The organism is Pseudoalteromonas sp. CO342X (assembly GCF_004208915.1).
GTDB lineage: Bacteria > Pseudomonadota > Gammaproteobacteria > Enterobacterales > Alteromonadaceae > Pseudoalteromonas > Pseudoalteromonas maricaloris.
In genome coordinates this window covers 1-25,160 of sequence record NZ_SGPH01000016.1, presented here as the reverse complement: position 1 = coordinate 25,160, position 25,160 = coordinate 1, and the positions used below count along the sequence as shown (strand labels likewise).

Sequence of the window (25,160 nt, the reverse complement as noted above, 5' to 3'; positions counted from 1 at the left end):
CGAGTACTATTTGCCAACCAAGGTTTCTAATTCTAACGCTTTTACGTCTTGCCAGTCCTCGTTCGACGCCGCCATAATGCCTTTGAAGTTCACGGCTTCGAGTAGCCTAATGCCCTCTTCACTCAGTTCAAGAGAAGTCAATGCCGCTACTAATCTTTGCCTTGCATCTTCTGGCATTGTTTTTTTAACGGCAAATGCATGGGGCGTATAACCTTTTGTCATCCAGAGAATGTCAAGTTGTGATTTAATTTTGGGGTCGGCATTGTTGAAAGTACGCATAACACCACCGCCCGCCTTTACAAACCCCCTCGACACATTGAGATAAACGGAGTCATGAGAAGAAACATATCTTGGCGTAAATTCAATACCTTGCTTCGCCAATTCACCGCGGGGTAAAATGCTCGCAGCAAATGCAGCAGGAGCCGGAAAAGCGAGCGTCTCTCCTCGCAACTGCGATAAGTCGGTAATACCGGCTCCCTTCTTAACCACGATGATCCCTTTTATCATTTTATCTCTTTGCTTGGCGATAGCTTGATAACCTGCCCGCTCATTAAATACAACAAAGTGATAGGGATTCATGTATGCCACATCATACTCTTGCTGCAGCACGCGGGCTTCAAAGGTTGGTATATCTTTAGCGGTTTTAAACGTGTAATTATCTCCGGTTTTATCACTGAGATAATCGAGAATAGGCTGCCAATTATTGGCTAACTTATTTGCAGACTGCTGCGGCACAAAGGCGAAGGTATAATCACCACTCAAACATAAAGCGGGAAACAAAATGAGACTCATCAGCAGGATTTTTATCATCACATCACCACCTAGCAATAAACACTTTTCGAATAAGGACTTAAGTTCCACAAAAGTATAGATCAATATTAAAAAACGGCTTATTTGCTCATTGATAAAAGTGCCTGTCCTTTATCTTTTTATCTTATGTCCTTATCTTTGTTGGCCTTGATATTTTGTAACGCGCTTGCCAGCCAAATGGTAAAATGGTGAACAATCGCCGAACTCTTGCGATAAGTCGTTTGCCTGAGCCAATAGCCATAGCCTGAAAATTCCTCCATTGTTGGGCTTTTACTTAACCACCCCTGTATTACTGCTGACTCTGCTAATACATCGCTCAATAGTGCCAGCCCTTGCCCGGCCACAGCCGCCTGCAAGACAAAGTGTTCTTGCTCAAAATAACGCAAGTCATAATGGCTTTCGTCAATGTGCGCTCGCCAAGGAATATTTTCAAGCCCCGTTTCGTCTTGCCAATGGGTGAGAAATAGTACAGGTTTACCTTGGTCTGGCACCCGATAATTTGGGCTAGCATAAAGCCCAATTTTCTCGGTAATAAGATGAGTTTCATTAGAATTCGGATCCGCTTTGCCATAACGCAGGGCGATATCAATATGTTTCTCTTTGTTTAAATCAATGAGTTGATCGCTCGCGCATATTGTGACGGTTTGGTTTGGGAAAGCATGATTAATGGCAGCCATATTCGGAGCAAGCCAAAGTGCAGCAAATGAATTACAACATGAAATAAGCAAATCGTTCTTTTGCACAGTAAACTCAATAAACGCATTATCAAGCATATTGAGTGAATCAATACACACCTTTGCAAGTGCCTGTCCTTGTAATGTTAATTGCACTGCTCGCGTTTTTCGCTCAAAAAGCTGAACCCTTAACTGTGATTCCAGTGATTTTATCTGATGTGACACTGCCGTAGGCGTAACATTAAGTACCCGCGCCGCATCTTTAAAGCTCAAGTAATGTGCAGCAACTGCAAAGGTTTTTATGTTATTCAAAGACGGTAAATGTGTGAACATAGCAAACCTATAAGTTAGTTTATCTCATCTATTTGTGGATTCTTCTCAGTTGTCACATTGCTCTCGCAGGAACAAAATAAAACACAAGACACAACTGGAGAAAAGCCATGAAAAACATTCTATATATAAGTAGTAGCGTAAGAAAGTATAGTGAGACGAGTTCGCAACATCAGTCAATTAGCCGGATGTTAGGTGAGCAATTTTTGACAGAGTTTAGCTGCTGCACACATGAAGTGGAAATCACCCATCGCGACCTATCCGTAAAACAACCTACATTCATTGATGAAGCATTTATAGCGGCTGCATTTGCAAAAGGAGTGTTGAGCGAAGAGCAACGCTTAGTACTCGCTGAGTCTGACGAAATTATCAAAGAAGTGACCAATGCCGATATTATCGTGATCGCAAGCCCTATGTATAACTACGGCATGCCTGCCGTGCTAAAGGCTTGGTTTGATATGGTGATCCGAGTAAATAAAACCTTCAGCTTTGATTTAGCACGAGGTGATAAACCACTTGAGCCAATTTTATCGGGTAAAACTCTCGTATTACTGGCATCTTGGGGAGAGTTTGCATTTAAAAAAGGTGAGTCACAATATCATTTGAATCACCTAAGTAGCCATATCGAGCAGTTGGCTCCATATTTAGGTGCTGAAACGTTTTATGAAATCGCATCTGAGTATCAAGAGTTTGGCGACGACAGGCATAAGCGCTCAAAACAACGTGCTATTGATGATGTGCACAAACTAGCACAAATACTTAGCGCTAAGTAAGAGCACAAGTGAGCGTATTGCGCTCACTTTACTCTCATGCAGCTTACTGTTTATAGTGGTAAGTGATCTGACTTTGTAGATGTTTAGGTTCAATATGAATAGGACGATAAAGCTGGATAGTGCCAACAATCTTTGCACCATCACTAATTGTAAGCGTTGGTATGTCTTTCTCAAGCTTAGAAGCAAGATATCCTGCCTGACGATAAATCACATCACCTAAAATAGTAGCGCCGCTAGCAATTGTAATATCTCCGCTCGTGTTGATGACGTTTCCTTCAATTAGAACCGACTCACCAACCTCAATATTACCATTGGTAACCTGAATGCTCCCATATACGTGCGCTTTTTCCATCAGCATAATATTACCATTATCAATATTAATTGACTGCGCTTCACTATGCTTATCAAGCTGAACATTACCGTTAGTCACTTCTGCAGATTTAACTTTGGCCCCTTCAGCTAGCGTAATATTGCCATTTTGTAGGGATAAGTTCCCGGCTCTTTGACTACTTGCCACATTAATATTTCCAGCAAAATGGCTTAGGTCTTCACCATGAGTAGCGTTAAGATTACCTACCGAGCATGCAACTAAGCTGAAGGTAAACGCAAGCGCAAGTGGATATTGGTAAAGTTTGTTGGTCATTATTTTTCTTCTTATTATTGGTTACTAGAGCAAAGTATTAAGACAAAGTGGTGTAACTACCTAGAGCCACTAAGCAGATTTCACTTAACTTTAGCATTCAAACCGAGCTCAAGAGGTGTTAGAGGCGGATAAAGTTTACATCGATAGAAGCCTACCCAGAGTGTTCTGAGTAGGCTCAAAGTATATAATGACTATGCGTTCAAAACAGCAAGTAACCTGCCTTTTGACATCACTAAATCGGCTTTGTCAGCCTCAGCTAGATAACCGATAAGGTAAGTCTCAAGGCTGCTTTCTTCACCTTGCAGTTTTGCATCCAGCATCGCGACTTGCTCAGACATTCTTTCGCTTTGCAACGCTTCCGGTGATGACTGATTCGTTAAAATCTCAAGTCTCAATAGCAACTGAGCAGCGTTTAGCGAGGTTTTATTATTACCCAACCAAGAGCTAGGAATATCACCGTCAGCTTCTACCGCTTCCACCAGTTCATTGAACTTTTCACGACGCTGGGAAGAAAATAAATCATCTAATTTCGACTTCACTTGTGACAATAAACGATTCTTTTCTTGCTTCAGTCCTGGTACTACAATAAATGTATTGAGTTCGTCACGAATGGCAGCCAGTTCATTTTGAGTGACCGCTTCAATGACCTTGTTGTCGAACTCTGCAAGCAACTGACGCTGCTCGGCTTCTTGTGACTTCTCCTGTGCTTTTTGCTCTGCATATTGTGCGCTGCGCTTTTCAAACACGGCATCATTATGGGCACGGAATGCTTTCCACAGAGTATGTTCTTGTTTGGCACCAGCAAAACCAATTTGCTGCCACTGTTTTTGCAATGATTTCAGTAAGTCACAAGCTGCAGCTAAATCTTCAGCTTCTAGCTGCTGCTGTGCAGTTTCAACTAACTTAGCCTTTTCAACGGCATTGGCTTGATGAAAGGCTTTAAGTTTCTCGTAAACCGCTTGATGGTGCTCACGGTAAATCGAATTCAGCTTTTGATAGACTTTGGCATCCACATTGCCAGCATTTTTCCACACTTTGGCTAGGCGGTTAAATTGTGCTTCCACTTCTCGCCAATCAATACCCTCGTTATCCAAACTACTAAGCAGTGCTTTGACTTCTTCAATCACCGCTTCACGCGCTATTTTTGCCTGCTCACGCTGTACTTCTTGCTCCGCAAAGTAAGCGCGACAAGGTACAAACAATAATTCGATTTTTTCATCAAATTGAGCTGCTTGCGCTTTTTCCTGTTCCGTTTCAACATGACCAAGTTCGTTCCAACGTGTTCTAAGTAATTTTACTTCCTCAGCACGCTTAACAGGGTCAACCGACTCCTCAGCCAGTTTGATATCAAGCTCCGTAAGCAATTCTTCACGTTTAGGTGTAGCTGCATACTTTTGCCAATCTTTAAGATCTTTTAATGCTTGAGACAAGCTTTCATGCTGGTTTTCAAGCTGCTTTTTGTAGCTTGGCGTAAGCAACTCAAACTGCTCAATAAAGCCATTAAAAACACCAAATGCCACGTTAAATCGACCCTGATCAATTAGTCGTTGCACATCGCGTGCTTTCTTCTTCGCGATTTTGAGTGCCTTTTCTTGCTCATTTTTCAGCGGCTCGATAGCTGTCATAAACGCTTGGCTTGCATCTGATAGCTCAGCTTTTGCTGATTTATGCAATACCTTAGGCAGTGAATCTAACGCTTTACGCGCTGTAACATAGCGGTCTTTTTGTGCTTGTACTTGGGTATCAAGCGCTTCTAACGAAGCTGGTACTTCAACTGCCTTTAACTCTGCTAAGGCATTATTGAAGGTTTCACTTGCAGCAATAAGTGCGGGTAAATCGGCAAGATCACGCTCAATATTTTGCAGTTTTCTTGTGAACTCGCCAAGCGCTTCAACAGTGACATATTGAGGTGCAGACACTTTGCCTTTTAATACTTCACTACGCTTAACTAGTGCATCGTGTGGGGCTAAGTCTAGTGCTTTACATGCAACTTCGACCGATTTTTCAATGGCCTCAAGTTCAGCAGTTAATTCAGCGACCTCTAGGGCTTCATTTTGCTTTTGCTTTAACTCAGCTTGCTGCGCTTGATGTTTAACTTGTAACTCATTGAGATGACGGTTTAATTTATCTGCTACTTGTTGATACTTTGCATCTAGTGCAGTTACTGTTTCAGCATCTAACCACTTAAGCTCAATGCTTTGCCACTGTGCAAATAACTGCTGTGCTTGTGCGTTCACCGTTTCATAGTTTTGCTTATCTCTTAGCGCGTTTAACTTGGCAAGCACAACTCGCGTTTGCTCAGCAACTTGAGCAGGCATTTCTTTTGCTAATCGCTGCTGTTCCAGTGATCCACTAAGAGAAGTCAGCGCTTCACCTTTGGCTGCTTTTAGGACACTCTTTTCAAGTGAATGCTGTGCAATCAGTTCCAACATAGCGATCTGAAGTGCTTCATCACCTTCTTTGAACGATTTTTCGATTAACGTGGCGTTCGCAAGGCGCTTAAGCAGTTTAACTTTATTTGCTAAATCGGTTTCAATTAACGCAACTTTCTCAAGTGTTTTAGCTGGCGCATAGCGTTCAATGTATTCTTCACGAATGTTGCTCTGCAGTGCGGTGTCTTGATTAATAACCGCACTCGAAATTTTCTGCTCAGCAAGCTCTTTTAGCTCGCTATCTTGCTTATAAACTTTCCACCAAAGACCAAGGTCATTTACCTTAGTAAGTACCTTTTTTCTGATCTGCGCAGACTCGTCCTCAAGTGCTAGCGTATGTAGTAAAGTTGCGTCTTTGCTTAAGTCTAACTTGTCCACTGCTTGTGAGCGAACGTCAACCTTTGGGTGTTTCCATTTCGGTGTAAAAAGGTGTTTAAAGATCATTTTCACTGAACCTAGCTATTTCATTGTCGGCTTTGAATTCTTGTTGTAATTCGCGTTTGGATTTTTGCACCATTTCACCTTTTTCGTTGATGGTGAACTGCTCATTGGACTTAGCTACTTTTGCTTGATATAGCATGACCAATTGCACGGTTTGCTCTTTTTGCGCATCACTTAGTGGTGTACCATCAGGCCACTTTCCGGTTGACGCACCGTATTGCAAACGCTCGAATACTTCAGGGGTAATATTTTGAACTAAGCTATCTACATTCATTACTACTTTTTCTTTTTCAAAATAACGAGGATGACTCGATTAATTAAGTACCAAACCGCACCAATGCCTATAACGCTTTTGCTTGCGATCATTTCAAACGAGTTAGGGTCAGGCTGCTGCCAATAGATATATAAGAATCCACCTAGTACTAGGATCAGTGCAATAAACGAGTAATTCATTACAGATTGCTGACGTTTTACACGATTTCTAGAGGCCGCTCTCTCTCTGTCTTCTTGAGAAAAGTCTGCTAAATTGGTTTCACAATGCGGGCAGGACTTATGTTTGGAGGAAATAGATTTACCGCAGCTTGGGCACTGTGCTATTGCCATCGTGTTACTTCTCCATAATACAAAAAAGGGCACCTGTGAGGCGCCCTATTCTACTACCTTTGCAAACTCTTGTCCTTAAATGACAAGATAATTTTAATTAAAATTCGCTCACTGTTTGTGTTCTTTGTTGAAATCTTCCCAGTATTCTTTAACCGAAGATTTCATTTCTTTTCTGAGTAGTAAAATACCAAACAAGTTAGGTAACGTCATCACTACGATGGCCACTGCAGCCAACTTCCACACTAGTGTCGTATCAGCAAACGACGCCCAGAAGAAGCCTGCAACATAGAATACGCGATACGGCATAACCGAACGACTACCAAGAAGATAAATCATCGCGCGGTCGCCATAGTATGACCATGCAATTGCCGTAGAAAACGCGAATAACAACAAACCAATCGAAACGATGTATTTACCATTTTCGCCCAAATAACCTCGGGTAAATGCTTTGGTTGTTAGCTCTGCCGAATGCACTAAAGAGTAACCAATCACGCTGATGCTATTGTCTGTTGGCAAGCCGTCTTTCACTTCGACCGTTCCTGTGTACTTGTGACGTTCTGTAATACCAAAACGTACTTGCTCACCAATAGAACGCGAGTGGATCACGGTAAAGTTTTCTGTTACTGCCTTACCCTGTACGACCTCAATTTCACCATTGAACGGTTTGACAGTATGCTCTTTTTTACCATTCAAGTAGGCGTACAATGCATCTCGGTCTTGTTGATTCGATTCGTCATATTTACCGTCTAAGATAACCATAGACGAGCGCTCGAAATGGGTTTCGAACTTTTCGGTCCACACACCCGATGACAAAATAACCAATCCCGTCAAGGTACAGATAATGATTGTGTCAATAAACGGTTCAAGAATGGAAACCATACCTTCAGACACTGGTTCATCGGCTTTTGCCGAGGCGTGCGCGATTGGTGCTGAACCTTGACCCGCTTCGTTAGAAAACAGACCTCGGTTAACCCCACGGTTAAATGCATAAGCAAAAGAAGCCCCTAAGAAACCACCCGCTGCCGCAGAACCCGTGAAAGCATCTGTAAATACAGAAAGGAAAGAAGGAACGATATTCTCAACGTTGTAGAAGATAACGGCAAAAGAGCCAAGAATATAAATCGCGGCCATTAATGGCACAACGCGAGAAGTGATAGCAGCAATGCGCTTGATACCACCAAGTATAACAAGCGCAAGTAAAACTGAAAGCACAGCGCCGGTCGCCATCGGTGCAAAACCAAAGGTCGCTTCCATGCCTTGAGCAATGTTGTTGATCTGCGGCAAGCTACCTGTACCAAATGAGCTAATCACAGTAGCAATTGCAAATAATACCGCTAACCATTTCATGTTTAGGCGACGATCCATATAGTACATTGGACCACCAGCCATGGTGCCATCATCTGTTTGTACACGGTATTTATGCGACAGTGTGACTTCCACAAATTTGGTTGTCATACCAAAAAAAGCCGTCATCCACATCCAAAATAATGCTGCTGGCCCGCCGATTGAAATTGCCAGCGCCACCCCACCAATATTACCAGTACCAACTGTGCCAGAAAGTGCCGTTGCGAGTGCTTGGAAGTGTGTGGTATCGCCTTCTAGGCCTTTTTTATCATATTTACCAGTAACGACTTTACACGCATGTTTGAAATATCTGATCTGTGGAAATTTCAAGTAGATTGTAAAAAACAAACCTACCCCTAACAGAACATACGGGAACCAAGGTGAACCACCTAACATTCCATCTAAGCTATCTAATAAGCTGCCTAACGCATCCACGAATATTCCCCTTTATTGTTGTTATTACACCCTGTCGAGGTGCTCTACCTTATTATTTTTAAATATTATTTTGTTGTTCTTTTAAACGCACAAAAATAAACGGGTAATCAATATGGTGATTACCCGTCTTTAAGCTTATCTTAAGTCATCAACCACATTTAAGATTGCAGCTAAGGTGTCTTGACCAAACTGATATGAACGTCGGTCTGACCAGCCGAAGTAAGGATCTGGCAGATTTGCATTGTCCTTAAACGGCATTTCAACGGTATAAGCCAACGCTTTGAACGCTTCACCGACAGCACACGAAGCAACGGTGAGGTTTGCTTCACCCGGTGCATCTTTATCGTAACCAAATTCATCTTGGAACTCAGGTGTGATAGTTAACAGTGCCGCCTTGAAAGCGTCTTCCAAACGCTGTAGGCGATCATCATAACTCGGAATACCTTCACTACCCGCAACGAAGTTATACGGTAGTGCTTCATCACCATGAATATCGAGGTACATATCCAGCCCAGTTTCATGCATTTTATTTAATACATAATAAACTTCAGGTGAGTTCTCAAGTGTTGGCGTTTGCCATTCACGGTTAAGGTTAACGCCTTTTGCATTTGTACGCAGATGACCACGAACGCTGCCGTCCGGATTCATATTTGGCACGACATAAAATACCGCTTTCGATAACAGTGCAGCGGCATGTGGATCTTCGTCATCCAATAGTTTGTGAAGCAAACCTTCAACAAACCATTCTGCCATTGTTTCACCTGGGTGCTGGCGCGCCGTGATCCAAATCTTTTTCTTCTCATCTGACGGCTCACCAATAGTGAGTAAGCTCATATCACGGCCATCAAGCGTTTGACCTAGCGTCTCTACAACGCACGCATCATGGGCTTGAGCCCAGTAGACTAGGTCTAAATGGCGCTCATAACTATAAGGAGCAAAATAAGCAAAGTAGGTGTGAGCACATTCAGGCTCAAAATCGATAGTTAATGTGCCATTCTCATAACGGGTTGGCACACGGAACCAAGTTTGACGATCATAAGATGCAACCGCATGATAGTCATTCCAACCTTCTGGGTAGGCTGAGTTTAGTAGTTGGTTGATATGAATTTTGTGCTCTAAAAAAGGCGTAGACTCAAGTCTAAAGTGAAACCATTGAAAAAAGTCAGACTCATTGTCTTTATTGATTTCTAGTTGAATATCTGCAGGTGATTCTGCTTTTACCACCTTGATATTACCACTATCGAAATTACTCGTAATGCGCATAGGTTTCCCTAAATAAGTTAAAAACTGCTGTGTAAATACACTGTTACCATACTCAACTATGTTTCAGTCGAGAATTATATTAAACCTCAAAGAGAGGTAATACTGTGCCTGCCTTTGCACAAAGTTGAGGTGTAACTTTTTGTTAGCTAATTGTAGCTGACCTATCTTTGCAAGCCTACCACAACGAACTTGTTTCAAAAACTAAAAAAGCCAGCTGGTGCTGGCTTTTTATCGTAAATTTCGTGTTAGCGAGGTAGGCTCGGGAATTTTACTTCCGCCATGTCTTGCATTACACGTACAACCTGACAGCTGTAACCAAACTCGTTATCGTACCATACGTAAAGTACTACACGGTCGCCATCAACGATGGTTGCTTTTGAGTCAACCACACCTGCATAACGGCTACCCACAAGATCAGTAGACACGATCTCTGTTGATGCAGTGTAGTCAATCTGGTCACGTAGTTCAGAGTAAAGTGAAGACTCACGAAGGAATTCATTTAGCTCTTCAGCAGTTGTTTCTTTACCTAGATTTAGGTTAAGAATTGCCATTGATACGTTTGGTGTTGGTACACGGATTGCGTTACCAGTTAGTTTACCAGCAAGCTCTGGCAGTGCTTTAGCAACCGCTTTCGCAGCACCTGTTGAAGTAATAACCATGTTCAATGCTGCACTACGACCACGACGCTCAGCTTTGTGGTAGTTGTCGATCAAGTTTTGGTCATTGGTGTAAGAGTGAACCGTTTCAACATGACCGTTTTTAATACCAAACTTGTCGTTAAGTGCTTTTAATACCGGTGTGATTGCGTTAGTTGTACAGCTTGCTGCAGACACAATCTTGTCTTCAGACTGAATGTCTGAGTTGTTAACACCATAAACGATGTTTTTGATGTCGCCTTTAGCAGGGGCTGTAAGTAATACTTTAGACGCACCGATTGACTTAAGGTGTTTACCTAAGCCATCTTCGTCTTTCCAAACACCTGTATTATCTACGATAAGTGCGTTTTCAATACCGTATTTGGTGTAATCCACTTCTTCAGGTGAATTTGCGTAGATAACTTGGATGTAGTTACCGTTTGCTTTAATCGCACCTTTTTCATGGTCTACTGTAATTGAACCATTGAAAGGACCATGAATTGAGTCACGGCGCAATAAACTTGCACGTTTCTCAAGATCACCATCGCGGCCACCGCGAACAACGATTGCACGTAGGCGTAAATCAGCGTGAGAGCCGCCACGTTCGATAAGTAGGCGTGCTAATAAACGGCCAATGCGACCAAAACCATAAAGAACAACGTCACGAGGTTCTGGACGTGCGCCTTGGTTTAGTAATTCTGCAAGTTCTGCATTTAAAAACTCTTCGATTGAGCGGCCTTCACCTGCATTTTTATAAATGTAGGCATAAGCTAGCTTACCAAGGTCAACACGACCTGGTGCTAATTCCATTTTGCTGATCACTTCTAAGAATGGAAAGCTTTCACGAAGACGTAGTTTACGCTCTTCAAAACGTGCTACTGTTTTGTGTGCTTTGATAACATCAATGGTGCTTGCGCTCACAAGAGGACGACCGTATACAGAGATTTCAACGCCTTTGTTACGGTATAGACGACCGATTAGGGGTTGCATGCTTTCTGCATAATCTTGACGCTCTTGCCAGCTGTTTTGATATTCTTGCTCGTGAGATAAGGTCATTTTTTCTGCCTAATAAACAATTTTCTTTGAACGGATAGCCCGAATGGGCACGGCTATTCTAATTTAAACTGCCGTGATTCTCCACTGTTACCGAACAATTCATTGCGTTAAACTAGTAAACTATTAGCTCTACCCTGTTTATTCGGGCGTAACCCCCTATAATTATAAAAAATCATTGAGGTCAAACTATGGCGTTTAAAAAGTCGCTAGTTTTTGTAGCGTTACTACTTGCTGGTTGCGACGACACCCTAACCCTGAACCAAGTGTGTAGCGAAACGCCTGGTTTTTGTGAAGACTTAAATAAAGACAGTCACTGTAAAGACGAACGTGCGTCGCTAATCTACGCGCGCTATCACGAATACAAGTCACCGACGGACGAAAACAAATATGACTTGTTGCAAAATTTAGAAAGCTACAACCTATGTGTTTCTCGCGCTGCCAAAATTGAGCACATCAAGTTAAAAGAAAAAACCACTTCACGAGTGGAAGGTCATCTCACTGCATTAAAAGAAATGACACGTATTTATAATGAAACAAAAGGCAGTAACCACCCAGGCCTACTTTATTATCATTGGTCTCGTAACAATGATCGCACAGCAATGAATAAGCTTTTGAACATGCAGGATGACCCTAGAGTTCAAAACGATCCCGAAATTCAGCTTTTCCTCGCAGAGTTTTACGCCAAAGTAGATGATGATAAAACCGTTGATATTCTCTACCGCGTATTAGAGCTGAATAAAAGCGGCCATACCCCTAACCCAGAAGTCTATTCATCTTTAGTCAGTATTTTCTACAAACACGAAAAATATAAGCACGCATATACGTTTGCCCGAGTGGCTCAACTTTCTGGGGTTGAAGATATCGATATTATTCCAGTGACAAACCAACTGGCTTCAATGGGAAAAGATTTAGCCAACCTAGATTCATTGGCGCAACGAACTTATGAGAGCATTCAAGCTGGGGAGTTCGTTTCCCCTCGTGATTTTTGAGCCTTGTTGTCAAAATAAAAACGGGAAGCCTATGCTTCCCGTTTTTGAAAATAAATCACCACTACTTTGCCAGTGCTACGTTAATAAATACCGCGGTCATCAAGACTGGGCAAACAAATCTAACGTACTGAGCAAACCAGTAATGTGCACCACGAGATTCTAAGTGAAGCTGATTACCACGCTTCCAAACCCAGCCAACAGTAATAAAGTAGAACAGTCCCATCAATGGTAGCTGATATTGCGTGAATAGACTGATCACCAATTCGAACAGCCAATCAAAGTTTAGAATAATCGTGCTCGATGCTAATAAGATAACTAACGTAACCAACCAAGTCGCTTGTTTACGTTGAAAGCCATGGTTTTCAACCAAGAAAGATACCGGAATTTCTGTTGAAGAAATGGTAGAAGTTACCGACGCAATAGACATAAGCACAAAGAAAGTCAGGCTAACTAATAATCCCATTTCCCCCATATTGGCAAATAGCTCGGGTAAAATGGCAAAAATCAACCGGCCTTCACCGATTAATTTGCCGTCTTGAAATACTTGAACACCATTTTGCTGCGCAACGAATATTGCAGGGATAATAAGTAAACCGGCCAAAAATGCGACACTGGTGTCTAGCATTGCAACACTAAACGTCAGCTTAGGTAGATTTTCATTCGGTTTTAAGTACGAGCCATAAATCATCATGCAGCCCACACCCAACGACAACGAAAAGAACGCCTGCCCCATCGCCGCGATGATCAAATCAGGATCGCTAATTTTTGAAAAGTCCGGAACTAAATACGTTCTAAACCCTTCTGCTGCGCCGTCTAACGTCGCCATATAGCCAATAAGGCAAAGCAGTAATACCAGTAACAACGGCATAAGTCTGCGCGACCAAGCTTCTATGCCTGATTTTACGCCTTTGAGAATAATGCTCGCAGTCAAAATTAACATCAGTGGCGTAAAGATAAAGTTTCTAAGCATCGAGTCACCGCTAAGAAACTGATGTGCGGTATCTAATTCAGCCATTTGCGCAAGAGGATCAAGTGCATGAGACAGCATCCACCCAGCCACAATGGAGTAAAAGCTGAGCATCACGATAGCACCAGCAAGGCCGATATACCCCGCCGCGGCTCCTATTTTCGGATTACCTTCACGCCAGGCTGTCTTAAGTGCTTTAACTGGGTTTGCTTGTGCCTGATGGCCTAAATACAATTCTGTGTAAAGTGCAGGTAATGCGAGTAAGAAAATTACCGCAAAATAAACCAGTAAAAATGCACCGCCACCGTGGTTTGCGGCTTGTGTAGGAAATCCCCAAATATTACCAAGTCCAACAGCCGCACCAGCTGCTGCTAACACAAAGCCAAGTCGGCTTTGAAATCCATCGCGCGTATGAGCCATGTCTGTAATCAATCATTATTTTTGTAGACGGCCGATTATACGTACTTCCGCTGAAAATGCGAGAGGTTCTAGCCGTGCCTCAAAAACTCGAGTTGGGCGTCTCTAGAAAGTCCATTTCTTCTTCTGTTGAATCGCGATTGAGTATTTCATTTCGATGGGGATAACGGCCAAATCTATCGATAATTTTTTTATGCGCGACTTCAAAATCATAATTGGGCAGGTCGCGAAAATAATGATCTGCGGCACGATGGATGATGCGACTTTCGCTATGCATCATAGGTAGGTATAAAAACATCAATTCAGTATCGTTGAGCTGGCGGTGATAGCCCTTTTCGATAGCGTGTTGGGTGAGGCTCAGCGCCAAAGGATCACTGGCAAACGCCTCTGGAGTGTCTCTGAATATATTGCGTGAAAACTGATCTAAGATAATGATTTCGCACAGCGCGCCAAGTGGTGTTGCTCTCCAGCTCGAAAGCTCACCTTGGTGCGCCATTTGGTGCAAAATACCGAAGCGATTTTTTATTATGCGATCAAAGTCCGCAGACTTCTTCCACCAATCTGATTCAGTGCATTCAACAAACCAGAATTCGTAGACGTCTTTATAATTCATGATGGCACTCCTAGGGAAAAACAAACTTGATGGTCAGCAGACCCTAACCGTTATAAACAAAGTGCCATCCATTATTCAATAATGCAACTTTTTTATTAGTTCCTAAAAAACAATAAATTCACTTACGCAACCTCTAGTAATTTAGCATGAATTGATTGCACAACCTGATCTGACTCCTGCTGCTCAACTAAAAAGCACAGATTGTGCTTGCTCGCACCATGGCATATTAGTCGAATATTAAACTCTGACAACACATCCATCAGGTTAAGTTGGCACTTCTTCAACTGGATCTCAGAACCTATCATGGCCACCAAAGTAAGATTATTTTCAACGGTCACATGACAAAACTCGCCAAGTTCATCCAAACAAGCTTGTTCTAACTCTGGTCGAGAAGCATTCGGCGCATTATCTAGCGTAAGCGCGACACTAATTTCCGAAGTCGTTACCAAGTCAACCGATATATTGTAATTACTTAAAATGGTGAAGATACGAGCCAAAAAGCCGCTTGCAAGAAGCATTTCAGGGCTCTTTAGCGTCAATAGTATTTGGTTTTTACGTTGTGTCACTGCGCGAATGCCTGCTTGCGCCGTTTTCTCTTTTTCAATCCAAGTGCCACCCGCTTGCGGATCACGACTTGAACCAACAAATACTGAAATACCTTTACGACTCGCTGGCAATATAGTTGCGGGATGTAACACCTTGGCACCAAATGTCGCCATTTCTGCCGCTTCATCAAAACTCAAACGAGGAATAGGTCTAGCCTTTACACACAAACGCGGATCAGTACTAAAAATACCAACAACATCGGTCCAAATATGCACACTTGACGCGTCAATTGCCTCAGCTAACAATGCAGCACTATAATCAGAACCGCCACGACCAAGCGTGGTCGTCTGGCCGTATTGGTCACTACCAATAAACCCTTGCGTCACCTGCACTGTGTCGCCAAGTAGCGCGACTAAATTGGTTTGCGCGGCTTCACGCGTAGCTGCAACATTTGGATTCGCTTTGCCAAATTGATTATCTGTTTTAAGCACTTTACGCACATCAAAGCGCGACGCCTGAACCTGATTATTCCGTAATATTTGGGTAAACAAATAAGAAGAAAAGCGCTCACCAAAGCTCAACATTTCATCGCATTGCTGTCTGCTAAGTGCAGGTAAACTCGCAAGGCTTTCAAATTCACTGAAGGTTTGCTTGTAACCCTCTGCAAGATCAGCATCCAAAGACACTTGATCGATAATCGCTTGCTGTATGTTTTCAACCGCTGCAACAACTGCTTTGCGCCCGGCTTCATCTTCCTTTTGTTGGGTTAGCGTCACCAGGTGATTGGTTACGCCAGCACATGCACTCACAACGACCACTCGAACATTTGGGTTGTCACGAACAATGTGGGCACAACGAGACATAGCTTCAAAGTCAGCGACACTGGTACCGCCAAATTTGGCTACAACATACTGCGAATTCATTTTCTCTCCTCTCGACTGTTGGCACAGTCAAATTTTATAAGGAGAACTCGGCATGGGATTTCTAGAAAGACGAACGCTTGAAATGACCTTTGCCAGAAGCTCTCCACCAATACGGTGACAGTTCCGAGGATTCAGCCTCGTAAACCGAAGAATCGTTGCGACGAGCAACTTTTCTCCTCGGCGAATACTTCCCTCACTAGTGGTCATTGGTCTCGTCACCTCACACTAACTACCTAAGCATCGCGCCTCTTCTGTTTATTTTGCCTTTGTTAATCTGAATAAAAGCAAAATAAAAGCCCGCAATCAATGCGGGCGATGTAAGAAAATTATCTTTTAGCCGTCTAGGTGTCAAGTTATTTATGAAAAACTTATCCCAAAGCGGTAAAAAATTAAATCCATTGGTCTTAAATAAGCTGACCCGCGAAATACGCACCACTATATCCAATGGTATATGCGATAAGCAGGTAGATACTCATTTTAAGATAGCTTGAGAAAGTTAAGGCTTTAACCTTACTCATTGCAATGATCCCCGCTGCAGAACCAATGATAAGCATAGAGCCACCAACGCCAGTCGCATAAGTAAAGGTTAGCCATTGCGCTGGAGTCATCGTAATGTCTGCTTTTAATAGCGCAGCCGTCAACGGCACGTTATCTACCGCCGCACTCATTAAACCGACCAAGTAATTTGCGTATTCCGGCGCAAGATGCAGATATAAATCGGTAAACTTAGACAGTACACCGACCTCTTTCAACGCACCAACTAATAACAGCACACCCACAAAGAACAATAAGGTGTCGTATTCAATTTCACGGATATAGTCGATGATTTTCTTATTAACGTCTTTCTTGCGCATCAAGAATTGCGCCATTAAGAACATCAAAGACAAGCCAAATAAGAAAGTTAGCATCGGCGGTACGTGGTATTGCACGCTTAAGAATAACGTAGCAAAAATGGTTGATAAGAAGATGAGTGCAATGGTGATATCGGTCTTTTCAATTCTGCGTAATTCAGCCTTTTCAAAGGTGATCTTATCATTCATGCCGATTGATAGCATCGCAGCTAAGATAAATACGCTAAAAATAGAAGGGGCAATTAGTAAAAGCAGATCAGGGATAGTCACTTTATCGGCTAGAAATATCATCAAGGTGGTTACATCACCGGTGATCAATGATACCCCACCAGAGTTAACGCTGAAGATGATTAACGTCGCATATCTAATTAACTTTTTCGGGTCTAATTTCAAAGACATGACTACAGCTAATGAAATAAGCGTCGCGGTGATGTTATCCGATATTGACGAAAATACGAATGCAAAAGCACCGACCAAAAACATTAGCTTGCGTTCGCTAATATGGGTTGGCATGATCCGGTGAACAATATTTTGGATAAACCCTTTTGAGTTCAAGTAGGCCACAAACGTCATGGCAGCCATTAAGAACAGCCAAAGTGTCGCGATTTCCAAAATGTTATGGTCTAGCTCAATTTGTACAATTTCTGGGCTTTGACCATGAATTGGAGAGATAAAGGCGATAATCCAACATAAAGTACCAAAAAAAAGCGTTGTTTTGGCCTTGTTTACGTGAATAATATCTTCTATAACGATGAGTATAAAAGCGATGGCGATCAGGGTTAGAATAATGGGCGTGACCATAATGCGTAAACAACCTGTAATTAAATGTAACAAGGGGTGGGTTCGTTTTCGCGGCGGATTCTAGCACCATCACAGTCCCCATGCTACGTACGATAAACATTTTGTGACAAATTGATGAAGTAGCGATGTAACTTAGCTACTACACACTGGAAAGTTATGATCCCAGCAAAAAAATTATTAAATACGATAAATGAACACTGGAGCGTACTCGAGCTACTTTTTAAACGATTTAAGCTCGCAGATTTCAGTCTAAAAGATGTACAAAACATCCTAAAACAGAAAAACCCTAGCTGGTCGAGTGAACGAATTTATAAAGAAACCAATCGATTACTCCAACAAGAAATTATTATCCCTTTAGCTAAATCTTCACAGTTAGAAATCAACCGTGCAATCGCTGACTTCGCCAGCTTTCTTTTACAAGAAGAGAGTCTTGGTTTAGCGGAAGAGATCACGGTGCTGGTAAAAGACTTAGAAAGATTAGGTAATCGCATCGCACAAGCTGGTGAAGAGGCTGACTACTCTGAGCTACGCCGTTTTAGCCGCATTATGGACGAACGCGTTCGTAAAATTGTTAAGCTGTTCGAGCATAACGAAAGCGCTATCATGAACTTGGTTGAACAAGCAAAGTCTGACACCTCAACGCTGTCTCTTGGCATGAGATATAAAGCGGTATTGGAAGCGTTTGACGAATATATCGAACCTATGCTGGAAATGGTCGATATTCATGGCCCTTTCCAACGCTGCTTTGATCAAATAGAGCTTCAGGTCAGTGAACAAATTGACGAGATTGAACAATTAGGCCGTGGTGCTGCAGACAAACGTATGCTGGAGCAGCTCAGAACACGCATTTTAGATATGCACCTCATTGGTAGAGAAAGTCTAAGCCGCAGCACCGACCTACTTATGCCGTTACGAGAAGAGCTACGCCGCAATACACTCATTACACGCCAAGCCTCTAAAGTCCTTGGACAAATTAGAAAGCGCGGCGTTGACCGTTTACTCTCACCAGTTCAACCAGAATTTGTGTCAGACATTCAACGTTTTAACCTTGGGCAAAAGCGTCACATGGTCGCTTATATGGCAAGTCTCGTTGAGTTTGAGCATGAAGAATATCAGCTGCCCGATCACGACGATGTGCCAGCTTATCAGAGTCCTAACATTCCAGATTACAACTCGGTAAAAACGAGATTTCAACAAACCGGTAAAAAGCGCCAGGCACTATTGGGCTTTTTAAACGATAGCTACCCAGATCTTGAAGCAGACGAAATGCTGTTTCTTTATCAAAAGCTGATCAACGAATCTGACTTGGCACTTAGCCAAGAACAACAAAAGAGTAAGATCACTATCGCATCGCATACCTTCTCTTTATATCCATTTAGTGCCAAAGCAAAACAAGATTAGCATTATGACGACAATTAACTTAGACATGCTCAATGAACTCCAAGCCATTAATAAAAAACTGGTGAGCGGGTATCATATCAGTGAGCAAGACACGACCCTTTGGCAAGAATTAGATCAGCAAATTGATAGCTATCAAGCGCTATTTTCAGCCTTAGGCCATGATTTACAGCACGATGCCCGTGGTTTTTATTATTTGGCAAGCGATGAAAGCACACCAAATATGGGGAAAATTTCCCGTGCGATTGCCCTAACCATTTATATTTTAATTGAGCACTATGCCAACCAAGGTAAAGATCCGCTTCGCGTACTATTTGATGAAAGCTGCGATTTAGAGCTAATGCAAACCATAGTACAGCTCAATAAGCATCTTTTTGACCAGTTGGAGATTTTTTCGGGCTCAGATCTCAGAAAAGACGTGTTTTTGCGTATGGTGAGACTGGGTCTAGCCCGTGAGGTTGAGCAAGGCTTTATGCTACTTGCACCGATTTATCGCTACATTGACGCGCTAATGGAAGTAAACGAAGAACAATATGATATTGAGGACGAGCTATGAGCGAGCAGTTGTACGGCTTAAGTAAACTAGCATTATTAAATACCGCCGGATACGCTAAGTGTGTCATTCCTCTGGATAAAAGCGCGTCTATCTGCGCTCCGAATAACACTGGTAAAAGCTCGGTGATCAATGCGCTGCAGTTTCCACTTATCAACGATTTAAGACTGACTGAATGGGATGGTCACGATTTAGAAGAAACGCGTAAGTTCTACTTTTCTTCTGATCAATCCTATATTTTGCTGGAAGCCAACCTCCCCCATGGCGATGTGGTCATTGGCGTTGCGGGGCTGGGGAAAATCGCCGGTTACGCGCACCAGTTTTTTTGCTATCAAGGCAAACTGAATCTTGATGATTACACCCAAGGTAAAAGTATCATCAAGTACACCAAGCTATTTAATCACTTACAGGAAAAGCAACTTAAGCCTGTAGAGCTAAAAGCACAAGAACTTAATGCCTTGCTCACAGGTGGCGCCACCCCATTTGATGGTGATATCAACCTGAAGATGATCCCACTGAATAATGTCCAAGATGCGCCTGTATACAAAGAAATATTCCGTCGTATTCTGAATCTGCATAAACTCGGCGCACAGGACGTAAAGCGCTTTATGCTCAAGGTGTTCGAACGCCATATGTCGAACTCGAAAGTCGACTTTTATGAAGTCTGGCGTCGCGCTTTCGATAAGGTCAACCGCGCTCGCCGTGAGCTAAATGCGCTGGAGTCGATGCAAGAGCCAATTTCAGCCCTTGAGAAAATGCTTGAAAATGAAGCGGTATTAAAAGGTAAACTGGCGGCTTACGCCCCGAAACTCGATTTAGCTTTGGTTGAATATGATAACTATCACAACGAGCAAATTGCAGAGCTGGCAACACAGCTGGAAGACATCGAAGCCGAAAAGCGCGAATTTGAGTCTAAGCAGCAACTATATGTTCAGCAGTCTCGTGATATCGAGCGTAAACAAACTCAAATTGAGCAATGGTTTACCGATTTCCACGCGTTAAAACGTGAATTTGAACTAACTAATCATGCAACGCTTAAAACCAATTTAACGCTGTTGAAAAAGGAATATGAGCAACTTTCCTTCTCTATTAATAGTGCACAGGGGCAAAGTCTCCACACCCTTGATTTTCGCATCAACGAAACACAAAAGCAGATTAAGAGTTTAAAACTGCAACTCAAGAACCTTGAGTTCAACTTGTTTACTCGTATGCGTGAAGATCTTTCTTTAAAAGAAGTGGAAGAGATCTCACGGATCTTGAACCCAGATTTATTATCGTTTTCAACCACTTCTCAAGGTGAAATTGATATCACAGACGAAGATGCCTTTGGTGCATTTTTAGAGTCGCTATCTAAGTCAGTTCAAGGTGGTGAGCTTAAGGTGCCTGGCGCTACCGTTAAGTTGAAAAAACTGAGTCCAGTACAAATGCAAAGTGGTGAGAACAAAGCCCAACTGCAAGCACAACTGGAGTCACTACAACAGTCGCTTAACGACTTAAAGCAGCAGCGTGAAGTAGCTGCAAACGTCGCTGAAAAGCAAAAAGAACGTGATGCGCTTTATGATGAGCTCATGGCAACAGAAGCGGCCATGAAACGCTTTGAGCAATATCAAACCATGTTGCAATCCGTCGATGCTCAACAAGCACTAAAAGAGCAACTAGAGATGGAACGAGAGCAAGTTGACGAGTATTTACACGATATTCAACGCAATGCTGGTTCAATTTCAGACCGCCGCTCTATCATTAAAAGCAAGCAAGACTTATTGGTGCGCCAAGCCGACCGCCTAAAGCAGGTGAAGTCAGAACGTATCGACCACACGCTAGATCTGTACTCGGGTAAGCTAGCACCATATGAAATCGACATTAATCTTGATTTTGATAACCTTTCAGAGGTGATCCACCAATTTAATAAAGAATGTAACGAGCTTAGAAACTTAGACGTGAACGTGCGTAATACTTACCTGCACATCTACAATGCTGGGATCACTAAGTTTGAAAACGAATCTGACGTTACCATTAAGTATCAAAAACTCATCAGTGCCTATCACAATCTCGATAATGAACGTGAAGCGGTAGATAAACAAGCGCGAGTGGCGCTCACTGAAGTGGCCGCAACCATTAAAGGACTGCGTCAAGACTTAGACCGCTTACGCCGAGAGATGAACAGCTTTAACAAAGGCATAAGCCAGCATCGTATCTCTAACTTGCAGGCATTCAAAATCAATGTCATCCCTCGTAAAATGCTAGTTGATAGCATAGATACCATTATCAGCACTTCAGATTTATATGAAAAAGGCGAAAGCTTAGACTTACTGAGCGAGCAGCCTAGTTCAGAGAAATCTGTTAATGAGGCGAAAGATCACATCATCAAACTGGCAAGTGATAAAGCGGGATTGACGTTAACCGATCTCTTCGACATTCGCTTTGAAGTGGTCAACCGCGCAGGTGACACCGAGCATTTTGATAAAATTGACTCGGCCGGCTCAAACGGTACGCGGATCACTATCAAGCTTTTATGTGGCATGCTATTTATCCGCTATCTGCTATCTGACCAAGAGCAAGCAATGTATCGTATCCCGATTTATATCGATGAAGCCGCGGATATCGACCCACAAAACCAAAAGGCTATTATCGAAACCGCACTAAGCTTTGGGTTTGTACCAATTTTTGCATCGGTGAAACCACAGATCAGCTGTGACTACTTGGTGCCGATCCGCAGTGTCGCACAAGGTAGCCAAAACTGGGTGGATGAAAAAGACTGGATAGAAGTGGAACATTAATCCCAAGTTAATGTCTTAGACACAATTATTAAAGGATGCTTGTCTCTACCATTTAACGCCTTAACACGTTAAGGTAGAGCAAACATCCGACTAAGGAGTAAAGACACATGTTTAAGAATATTGTTATCGCCACTTTGGTGCTGATGTTAGCGGCCTGCGCCAAAACCCCTGATTGGGATTATGATAAGTCTGTACAATTCGCTAACTACAAAACCTATGCTTGGTCACCCGAAGCGGACCTAAAAAATAATGGTCGTGAATACCAGGTCAATGACTTAATGGAAAAGCGGATCCGCAGTGCAATTCAAAACGAAATGAGCAAACAAGGTTTCACCCTCACCGATCCGCAATCGGCCGACTTACTGGTTAACTATCACGCATCAGTTGATACAAAAATTGAATCTGACTCACTTCACACCACGTATGGTGCGCGTTGGAACTACTGGGGTATTGGCTGGCAAACACAGACCACAACACGTGAATATGAAGTAGGTACGCTAGTACTCGATATGATAGACAAAGCGTCTAATCAGCTAGTTTGGCGTGGTGCAAAAGAAGGTCGCTTACGTAGCAACCAATCACCAGATCAAAGAACTGCGTCAATTAACAAAACCATTTCGGAATTGCTGGCTAACTTCCCACCACAGCCACAACACTAAGCGAAAACCGGATCAAGCCTTGGCTTGATCCGAATTCTTCATCTTTATTTTGAAGGTGAGCAATAGTCTTAACTTTATCTGCTAGGTTTGATTATCAGGGCTTAATCAAATATAAGTGCCAAACTCAGCCGTCCAACTGCAACTCCATATCTTAAACCCAATTGCGATAACGGATGCTCATCCGACTAGTATTTGGACAGAAATGTTTTAGGTCGTCGGCTGTATTAGGCGAATTTCGCATAAAAATTTCTATGGGTTAACGCCTCGTAAAGAGGCAATAAAATAGTTGGCTAAAATTAGCGACGAAGGAGCAAAAGCCAACTGTTTTTTGTCCTTTTAAACGACTTGTTACAAGCCTGTTAATTGATATTCTTCTTAATTAAATCAGGTACAAACCTCTCATTTATACCTGAGAAGAAAGCTACAATAAAAAGAGCGAAAAGATTATCATTTGCTAAGCCCAGCGCTATATTGGCTTTAGCACATATTGGTACAAGTGCCCCGAAGACCACCCCTAGAAAAACTCTAGTAGCTCCTTGGAAAGCCAATAAGCCGCCAGAACTAAATGGTTCAGGTTTAACATCTGAACTTCGTTGTAAAATAGAGACTGTTGCCCCAACAATTCCAGCTAATGAACAAAGAATTACTGTTTTCACTATATCATTTGAAGTGGACGCACATAAAAAGCCAATAAACAATAAAATACATGCAACACAAGCGACCGCAATAGATATAAGTAAATAATTAATACGAACAACCTCTTGAGATTGGGTTGCAATATATGACTTACTTTTACTAAATATATCTTTAGCATCTAGTTCTTTGTAATTTGAAAAATCATTACAAATTAGACTGTTAGCCTGGCTCAGTTTTTTATCTTTTAACGAGTGAGCTGCTTGCTGTGATAAATGAAACGCCTCAAAAAAAGCCCTATCTAATTGTTGGTCAGGTTTTGACATTTGAATCTTTATTGATTGATTTTCGTCTTCATATAGATAGAAACCGTCACCAGCTAATAATACATTTCGACTCTCATATTCATTGACCTTTTCCCAAGCGTCAGCAAAACAAGCTATCACAGCTTCTTTATTATGATCTCGTGAACGAAACGCAGATAATAAGCTGGTTCCCATTAAAGCCTTGATATCAGCTTTATGAACCTGTCCTAAAAAAGTAGGTATTTTAGCATTAAGTTTTTCGTACTGATCAATTCCCACGTATGCCCAGTCTGGAATTTCTCTATGTTCCCAACTGCAAGCGCCGTCTTCACAAATGAATACAATAAAATCTTCTTCTCTACCCACAATATGTGAAATAACTGATCCGTCTAAAGACTTATCACCTTCTTTGTACTCCCATTTAGAGGGCTGTCCATTTTTTTCATTACTTGAAGTCAAGCTAATTCCTCGAAGGCTTATAACATTTTATTCGTGCGCATGCGCGTTTACCTCGTTGGACCAATGAAAACGCGCACAGTTAACTATCTGTATGCAAAGAACTTATCAGCATTCTGCTAAATATACCATCTGGAAAAATGCGCATGCGCGTTTCCCAAACCTATTACCTCAAATCAAAAACAAATAACCTATTGATAAAAAATAACATTTTTAATTCATTCATGCGTAAACGCGCAAAAATTTTTTCATTATTTTCCTTGATATCCGAACAAGACAAATCGCTCACACCCATCACTATTAGCATCAAAACTAAGGACTAAAATAAGTGAAAAATAAGTGACTCCCACTACTATTAACACCCGATCTGAGGAGGCCAAGTAAAAAAGTATAAAAATACTTCCATCACGTTGGTCAAAAACGTTTATCGATAGGCTAATTTTTAGCACTCAAGCGTATCTCTACACTAAAACAGGATTATCACGCACGACAAGGCGCTGCAAATACAACAGAAAGAAACTCTAGCGTTGAGAATGTGAGTTTTGCTAAGCCAACAAGCGCTCGCAATTTGTTAGGTTCGTCCGTCGTCGTTTTTGAAGTGTTTCGCAGTAAGCGGTTATTGTTCGCTCTCGTCCAACTGCACCGTGGAATACCCGAGAAAACTGCGTAGTAAGTTTTATCCAGTTTTCCGGTTCGATATTTAATCGAGTAAGAATGGGTTGAGACTCACAGATATAGCCTCGCTTGTCGGCGCGAATACATTGGCCTGTGAGTTCAACTAATTCAATATAGGATTTGAGTTCAAAAGGCAGACCTTTTGGCATATGTTTTCG

20 protein-coding genes, 1 pseudogene and 1 riboswitch are annotated in these 25,160 nt (G+C 42.2%); of the genes and pseudogenes, 6 read left to right on the top strand and 15 right to left on the bottom strand.

What is annotated here, in order from left to right; genetic code table 11:
• Positions 1–6: 6 nt before the first annotated feature.
• Both EXT47_RS07110 and EXT47_RS07105 read right to left on the bottom strand, forming a co-directional pair.
• The gene (locus EXT47_RS07110; RefSeq protein ID WP_130126393.1) at positions 7–810 is read right to left on the bottom strand and encodes a PhnD/SsuA/transferrin family substrate-binding protein; all 804 of its coding nucleotides are present in this window, start codon (positions 808–810) and stop codon (positions 7–9) included.
• A 119-nt stretch (positions 811–929) separates the two neighbouring features.
• Positions 930–1,817 carry a LysR family transcriptional regulator gene (locus tag EXT47_RS07105; protein WP_130126181.1) on the bottom strand — a complete coding sequence of 296 codons (888 nt, stop codon included), beginning with the start codon at positions 1,815–1,817 and terminating at the stop codon, positions 930–932.
• Between the two features lie 107 nt (positions 1,818–1,924).
• On the opposite strand from EXT47_RS07105, the gene EXT47_RS07100 reads away from it, so the two are divergent.
• Positions 1,925–2,587 (top strand): FMN-dependent NADH-azoreductase, encoded by a 663-nt coding sequence (locus EXT47_RS07100; protein WP_130126180.1) that lies wholly within the window; start codon positions 1,925–1,927, stop codon positions 2,585–2,587.
• Between the two features lie 43 nt (positions 2,588–2,630).
• On the opposite strand, the gene EXT47_RS07095 is transcribed toward EXT47_RS07100, so the two are convergent.
• The 7 genes from EXT47_RS07095 to EXT47_RS07065 form a co-directional block, all read right to left on the bottom strand.
• Complete coding sequence (locus EXT47_RS07095) at positions 2,631–3,230, bottom strand: polymer-forming cytoskeletal protein (protein WP_039495587.1); 600 nt, start codon at positions 3,228–3,230, stop codon at positions 2,631–2,633.
• 191 nt (positions 3,231–3,421) lie between these two features.
• Positions 3,422–6,106 carry a DUF349 domain-containing protein gene (locus tag EXT47_RS07090; RefSeq protein WP_130126179.1) on the bottom strand — a complete coding sequence of 895 codons (2,685 nt, stop codon included), beginning with the start codon at positions 6,104–6,106 and terminating at the stop codon, positions 3,422–3,424.
• A complete protein-coding gene (locus EXT47_RS07085) occupies positions 6,096–6,377 on the bottom strand; it encodes a YeaC family protein (protein WP_010371878.1) in 282 nt (93 codons plus the stop codon). The genes EXT47_RS07090 and EXT47_RS07085 overlap by 11 nt, the downstream gene beginning before the upstream one ends.
• 2 nt (positions 6,378–6,379) lie before the next feature.
• Positions 6,380–6,706 carry a hypothetical protein gene (locus tag EXT47_RS07080; protein WP_039495584.1) on the bottom strand — a complete coding sequence of 109 codons (327 nt, stop codon included), beginning with the start codon at positions 6,704–6,706 and terminating at the stop codon, positions 6,380–6,382.
• A gap of 108 nt (positions 6,707–6,814) precedes the next feature.
• Positions 6,815–8,485: a sodium:alanine symporter family protein gene (locus EXT47_RS07075; RefSeq protein ID WP_017219279.1), complete on the bottom strand. Its 1,671-nt coding sequence runs from the start codon at positions 8,483–8,485 to the stop codon at positions 6,815–6,817.
• A gap of 135 nt (positions 8,486–8,620) precedes the next feature.
• On the bottom strand, positions 8,621–9,748 hold the full coding sequence (locus tag EXT47_RS07070; protein WP_130126178.1) for a M14-type cytosolic carboxypeptidase: 1,128 nt from the start codon (positions 9,746–9,748) through the stop codon (positions 8,621–8,623).
• Positions 9,749–9,993: 245 nt separating this feature from the next.
• A complete protein-coding gene (locus tag EXT47_RS07065) occupies positions 9,994–11,439 on the bottom strand; it encodes a glyceraldehyde-3-phosphate dehydrogenase (RefSeq protein WP_017219277.1) in 1,446 nt (481 codons plus the stop codon).
• A 188-nt stretch (positions 11,440–11,627) separates the two neighbouring features.
• On the opposite strand from EXT47_RS07065, the gene EXT47_RS07060 reads away from it, so the two are divergent.
• Positions 11,628–12,428, top strand: coding sequence for a DUF2989 domain-containing protein (locus tag EXT47_RS07060; protein WP_130126177.1), 801 nt, complete (start codon positions 11,628–11,630; stop codon positions 12,426–12,428).
• Between the two features lie 61 nt (positions 12,429–12,489).
• Here the strand turns inward: EXT47_RS07060 and EXT47_RS07055 are convergent, their stop codons facing one another.
• The 4 genes from EXT47_RS07055 to nhaD all read right to left on the bottom strand — a co-directional run bounded on the left by EXT47_RS07055 (position 12,490) and on the right by nhaD (position 17,546).
• Complete coding sequence (locus tag EXT47_RS07055; protein ID WP_039495578.1) at positions 12,490–13,815, bottom strand: sodium-dependent transporter; 1,326 nt, start codon at positions 13,813–13,815, stop codon at positions 12,490–12,492.
• A 79-nt stretch (positions 13,816–13,894) separates the two neighbouring features.
• Positions 13,895–14,425: a DUF924 family protein gene (locus EXT47_RS07050; protein WP_010604514.1), complete on the bottom strand. Its 531-nt coding sequence runs from the start codon at positions 14,423–14,425 to the stop codon at positions 13,895–13,897.
• Between the two features lie 122 nt (positions 14,426–14,547).
• Positions 14,548–15,894, bottom strand: coding sequence for a lysine-sensitive aspartokinase 3 (gene lysC / locus EXT47_RS07045; RefSeq protein WP_017219273.1), 1,347 nt, complete (start codon positions 15,892–15,894; stop codon positions 14,548–14,550).
• 88 nt (positions 15,895–15,982) lie between these two features.
• Positions 15,983–16,153: riboswitch (Lysine riboswitch) on the bottom strand.
• Between the two features lie 145 nt (positions 16,154–16,298).
• Positions 16,299–17,546, bottom strand: a complete 1,248-nt coding sequence (nhaD, locus tag EXT47_RS07040; protein ID WP_010371900.1) for a sodium:proton antiporter NhaD — start codon at positions 17,544–17,546, stop codon at positions 16,299–16,301.
• A gap of 156 nt (positions 17,547–17,702) precedes the next feature.
• Here nhaD and EXT47_RS07035 point away from each other — a divergent pair, with 156 nt between their 5' ends.
• From EXT47_RS07035 to EXT47_RS07020, 4 genes are all read left to right on the top strand, one after another.
• Positions 17,703–18,947, top strand: a complete 1,245-nt coding sequence (locus EXT47_RS07035; RefSeq protein WP_130126176.1) for a hypothetical protein — start codon at positions 17,703–17,705, stop codon at positions 18,945–18,947.
• A 4-nt stretch (positions 18,948–18,951) separates the two neighbouring features.
• Positions 18,952–19,500 carry a hypothetical protein gene (locus EXT47_RS07030; protein WP_010371906.1) on the top strand — a complete coding sequence of 183 codons (549 nt, stop codon included), beginning with the start codon at positions 18,952–18,954 and terminating at the stop codon, positions 19,498–19,500.
• Positions 19,497–22,274 (top strand): ATPase, encoded by a 2,778-nt coding sequence (locus EXT47_RS07025; protein WP_039495573.1) that lies wholly within the window; start codon positions 19,497–19,499, stop codon positions 22,272–22,274. The genes EXT47_RS07030 and EXT47_RS07025 overlap by 4 nt, the downstream gene beginning before the upstream one ends.
• A 107-nt stretch (positions 22,275–22,381) precedes the next feature.
• Positions 22,382–22,933: a DUF4136 domain-containing protein gene (locus EXT47_RS07020; protein ID WP_010371911.1), complete on the top strand. Its 552-nt coding sequence runs from the start codon at positions 22,382–22,384 to the stop codon at positions 22,931–22,933.
• A gap of 359 nt (positions 22,934–23,292) precedes the next feature.
• Here EXT47_RS07020 and EXT47_RS07015 read toward each other — a convergent pair whose 3' ends face one another.
• Both EXT47_RS07015 and EXT47_RS07010 read right to left on the bottom strand, forming a co-directional pair.
• Positions 23,293–24,330 (bottom strand): hypothetical protein, encoded by a 1,038-nt coding sequence (locus EXT47_RS07015; RefSeq protein ID WP_045988703.1) that lies wholly within the window; start codon positions 24,328–24,330, stop codon positions 23,293–23,295.
• 542 nt (positions 24,331–24,872) lie between these two features.
• Positions 24,873–25,160, bottom strand: a pseudogene (locus tag EXT47_RS07010) (transposase); the annotation flags it as partial.

Bases quoted from the DNA above. Each gene is read 5' to 3' on its own strand.
- EXT47_RS07110 (WP_130126393.1), bottom strand. From the start codon at position 810: ATGATAAAAATCCTGCTGATGAGTCTCATTTTGTTTCCCGCTTTATGT.
- EXT47_RS07105 (WP_130126181.1), bottom strand. From the start codon at position 1,817: ATGTTCACACATTTACCGTCTTTGAATAACATAAAAACCTTTGCAGTT.
- EXT47_RS07100 (WP_130126180.1), top strand. From the start codon at position 1,925: ATGAAAAACATTCTATATATAAGTAGTAGCGTAAGAAAGTATAGTGAG.
- EXT47_RS07095 (WP_039495587.1), bottom strand. From the start codon at position 3,230: ATGACCAACAAACTTTACCAATATCCACTTGCGCTTGCGTTTACCTTC.
- EXT47_RS07090 (WP_130126179.1), bottom strand. From the start codon at position 6,106: ATGATCTTTAAACACCTTTTTACACCGAAATGGAAACACCCAAAGGTT.
- EXT47_RS07085 (WP_010371878.1), bottom strand. From the start codon at position 6,377: ATGAATGTAGATAGCTTAGTTCAAAATATTACCCCTGAAGTATTCGAG.
- EXT47_RS07080 (WP_039495584.1), bottom strand. From the start codon at position 6,706: ATGGCAATAGCACAGTGCCCAAGCTGCGGTAAATCTATTTCCTCCAAA.
- EXT47_RS07070 (WP_130126178.1), bottom strand. From the start codon at position 9,748: ATGCGCATTACGAGTAATTTCGATAGTGGTAATATCAAGGTGGTAAAA.
- EXT47_RS07065 (WP_017219277.1), bottom strand. From the start codon at position 11,439: ATGACCTTATCTCACGAGCAAGAATATCAAAACAGCTGGCAAGAGCGT.
- EXT47_RS07060 (WP_130126177.1), top strand. From the start codon at position 11,628: ATGGCGTTTAAAAAGTCGCTAGTTTTTGTAGCGTTACTACTTGCTGGT.
- EXT47_RS07055 (WP_039495578.1), bottom strand. From the start codon at position 13,815: ATGGCTCATACGCGCGATGGATTTCAAAGCCGACTTGGCTTTGTGTTA.
- EXT47_RS07050 (WP_010604514.1), bottom strand. From the start codon at position 14,425: ATGAATTATAAAGACGTCTACGAATTCTGGTTTGTTGAATGCACTGAA.
- lysC (WP_017219273.1), bottom strand. From the start codon at position 15,894: ATGAATTCGCAGTATGTTGTAGCCAAATTTGGCGGTACCAGTGTCGCT.
- nhaD (WP_010371900.1), bottom strand. From the start codon at position 17,546: ATGGTCACGCCCATTATTCTAACCCTGATCGCCATCGCTTTTATACTC.
- EXT47_RS07035 (WP_130126176.1), top strand. From the start codon at position 17,703: ATGATCCCAGCAAAAAAATTATTAAATACGATAAATGAACACTGGAGC.
- EXT47_RS07030 (WP_010371906.1), top strand. From the start codon at position 18,952: ATGACGACAATTAACTTAGACATGCTCAATGAACTCCAAGCCATTAAT.
- EXT47_RS07025 (WP_039495573.1), top strand. From the start codon at position 19,497: ATGAGCGAGCAGTTGTACGGCTTAAGTAAACTAGCATTATTAAATACC.
- EXT47_RS07020 (WP_010371911.1), top strand. From the start codon at position 22,382: ATGTTTAAGAATATTGTTATCGCCACTTTGGTGCTGATGTTAGCGGCC.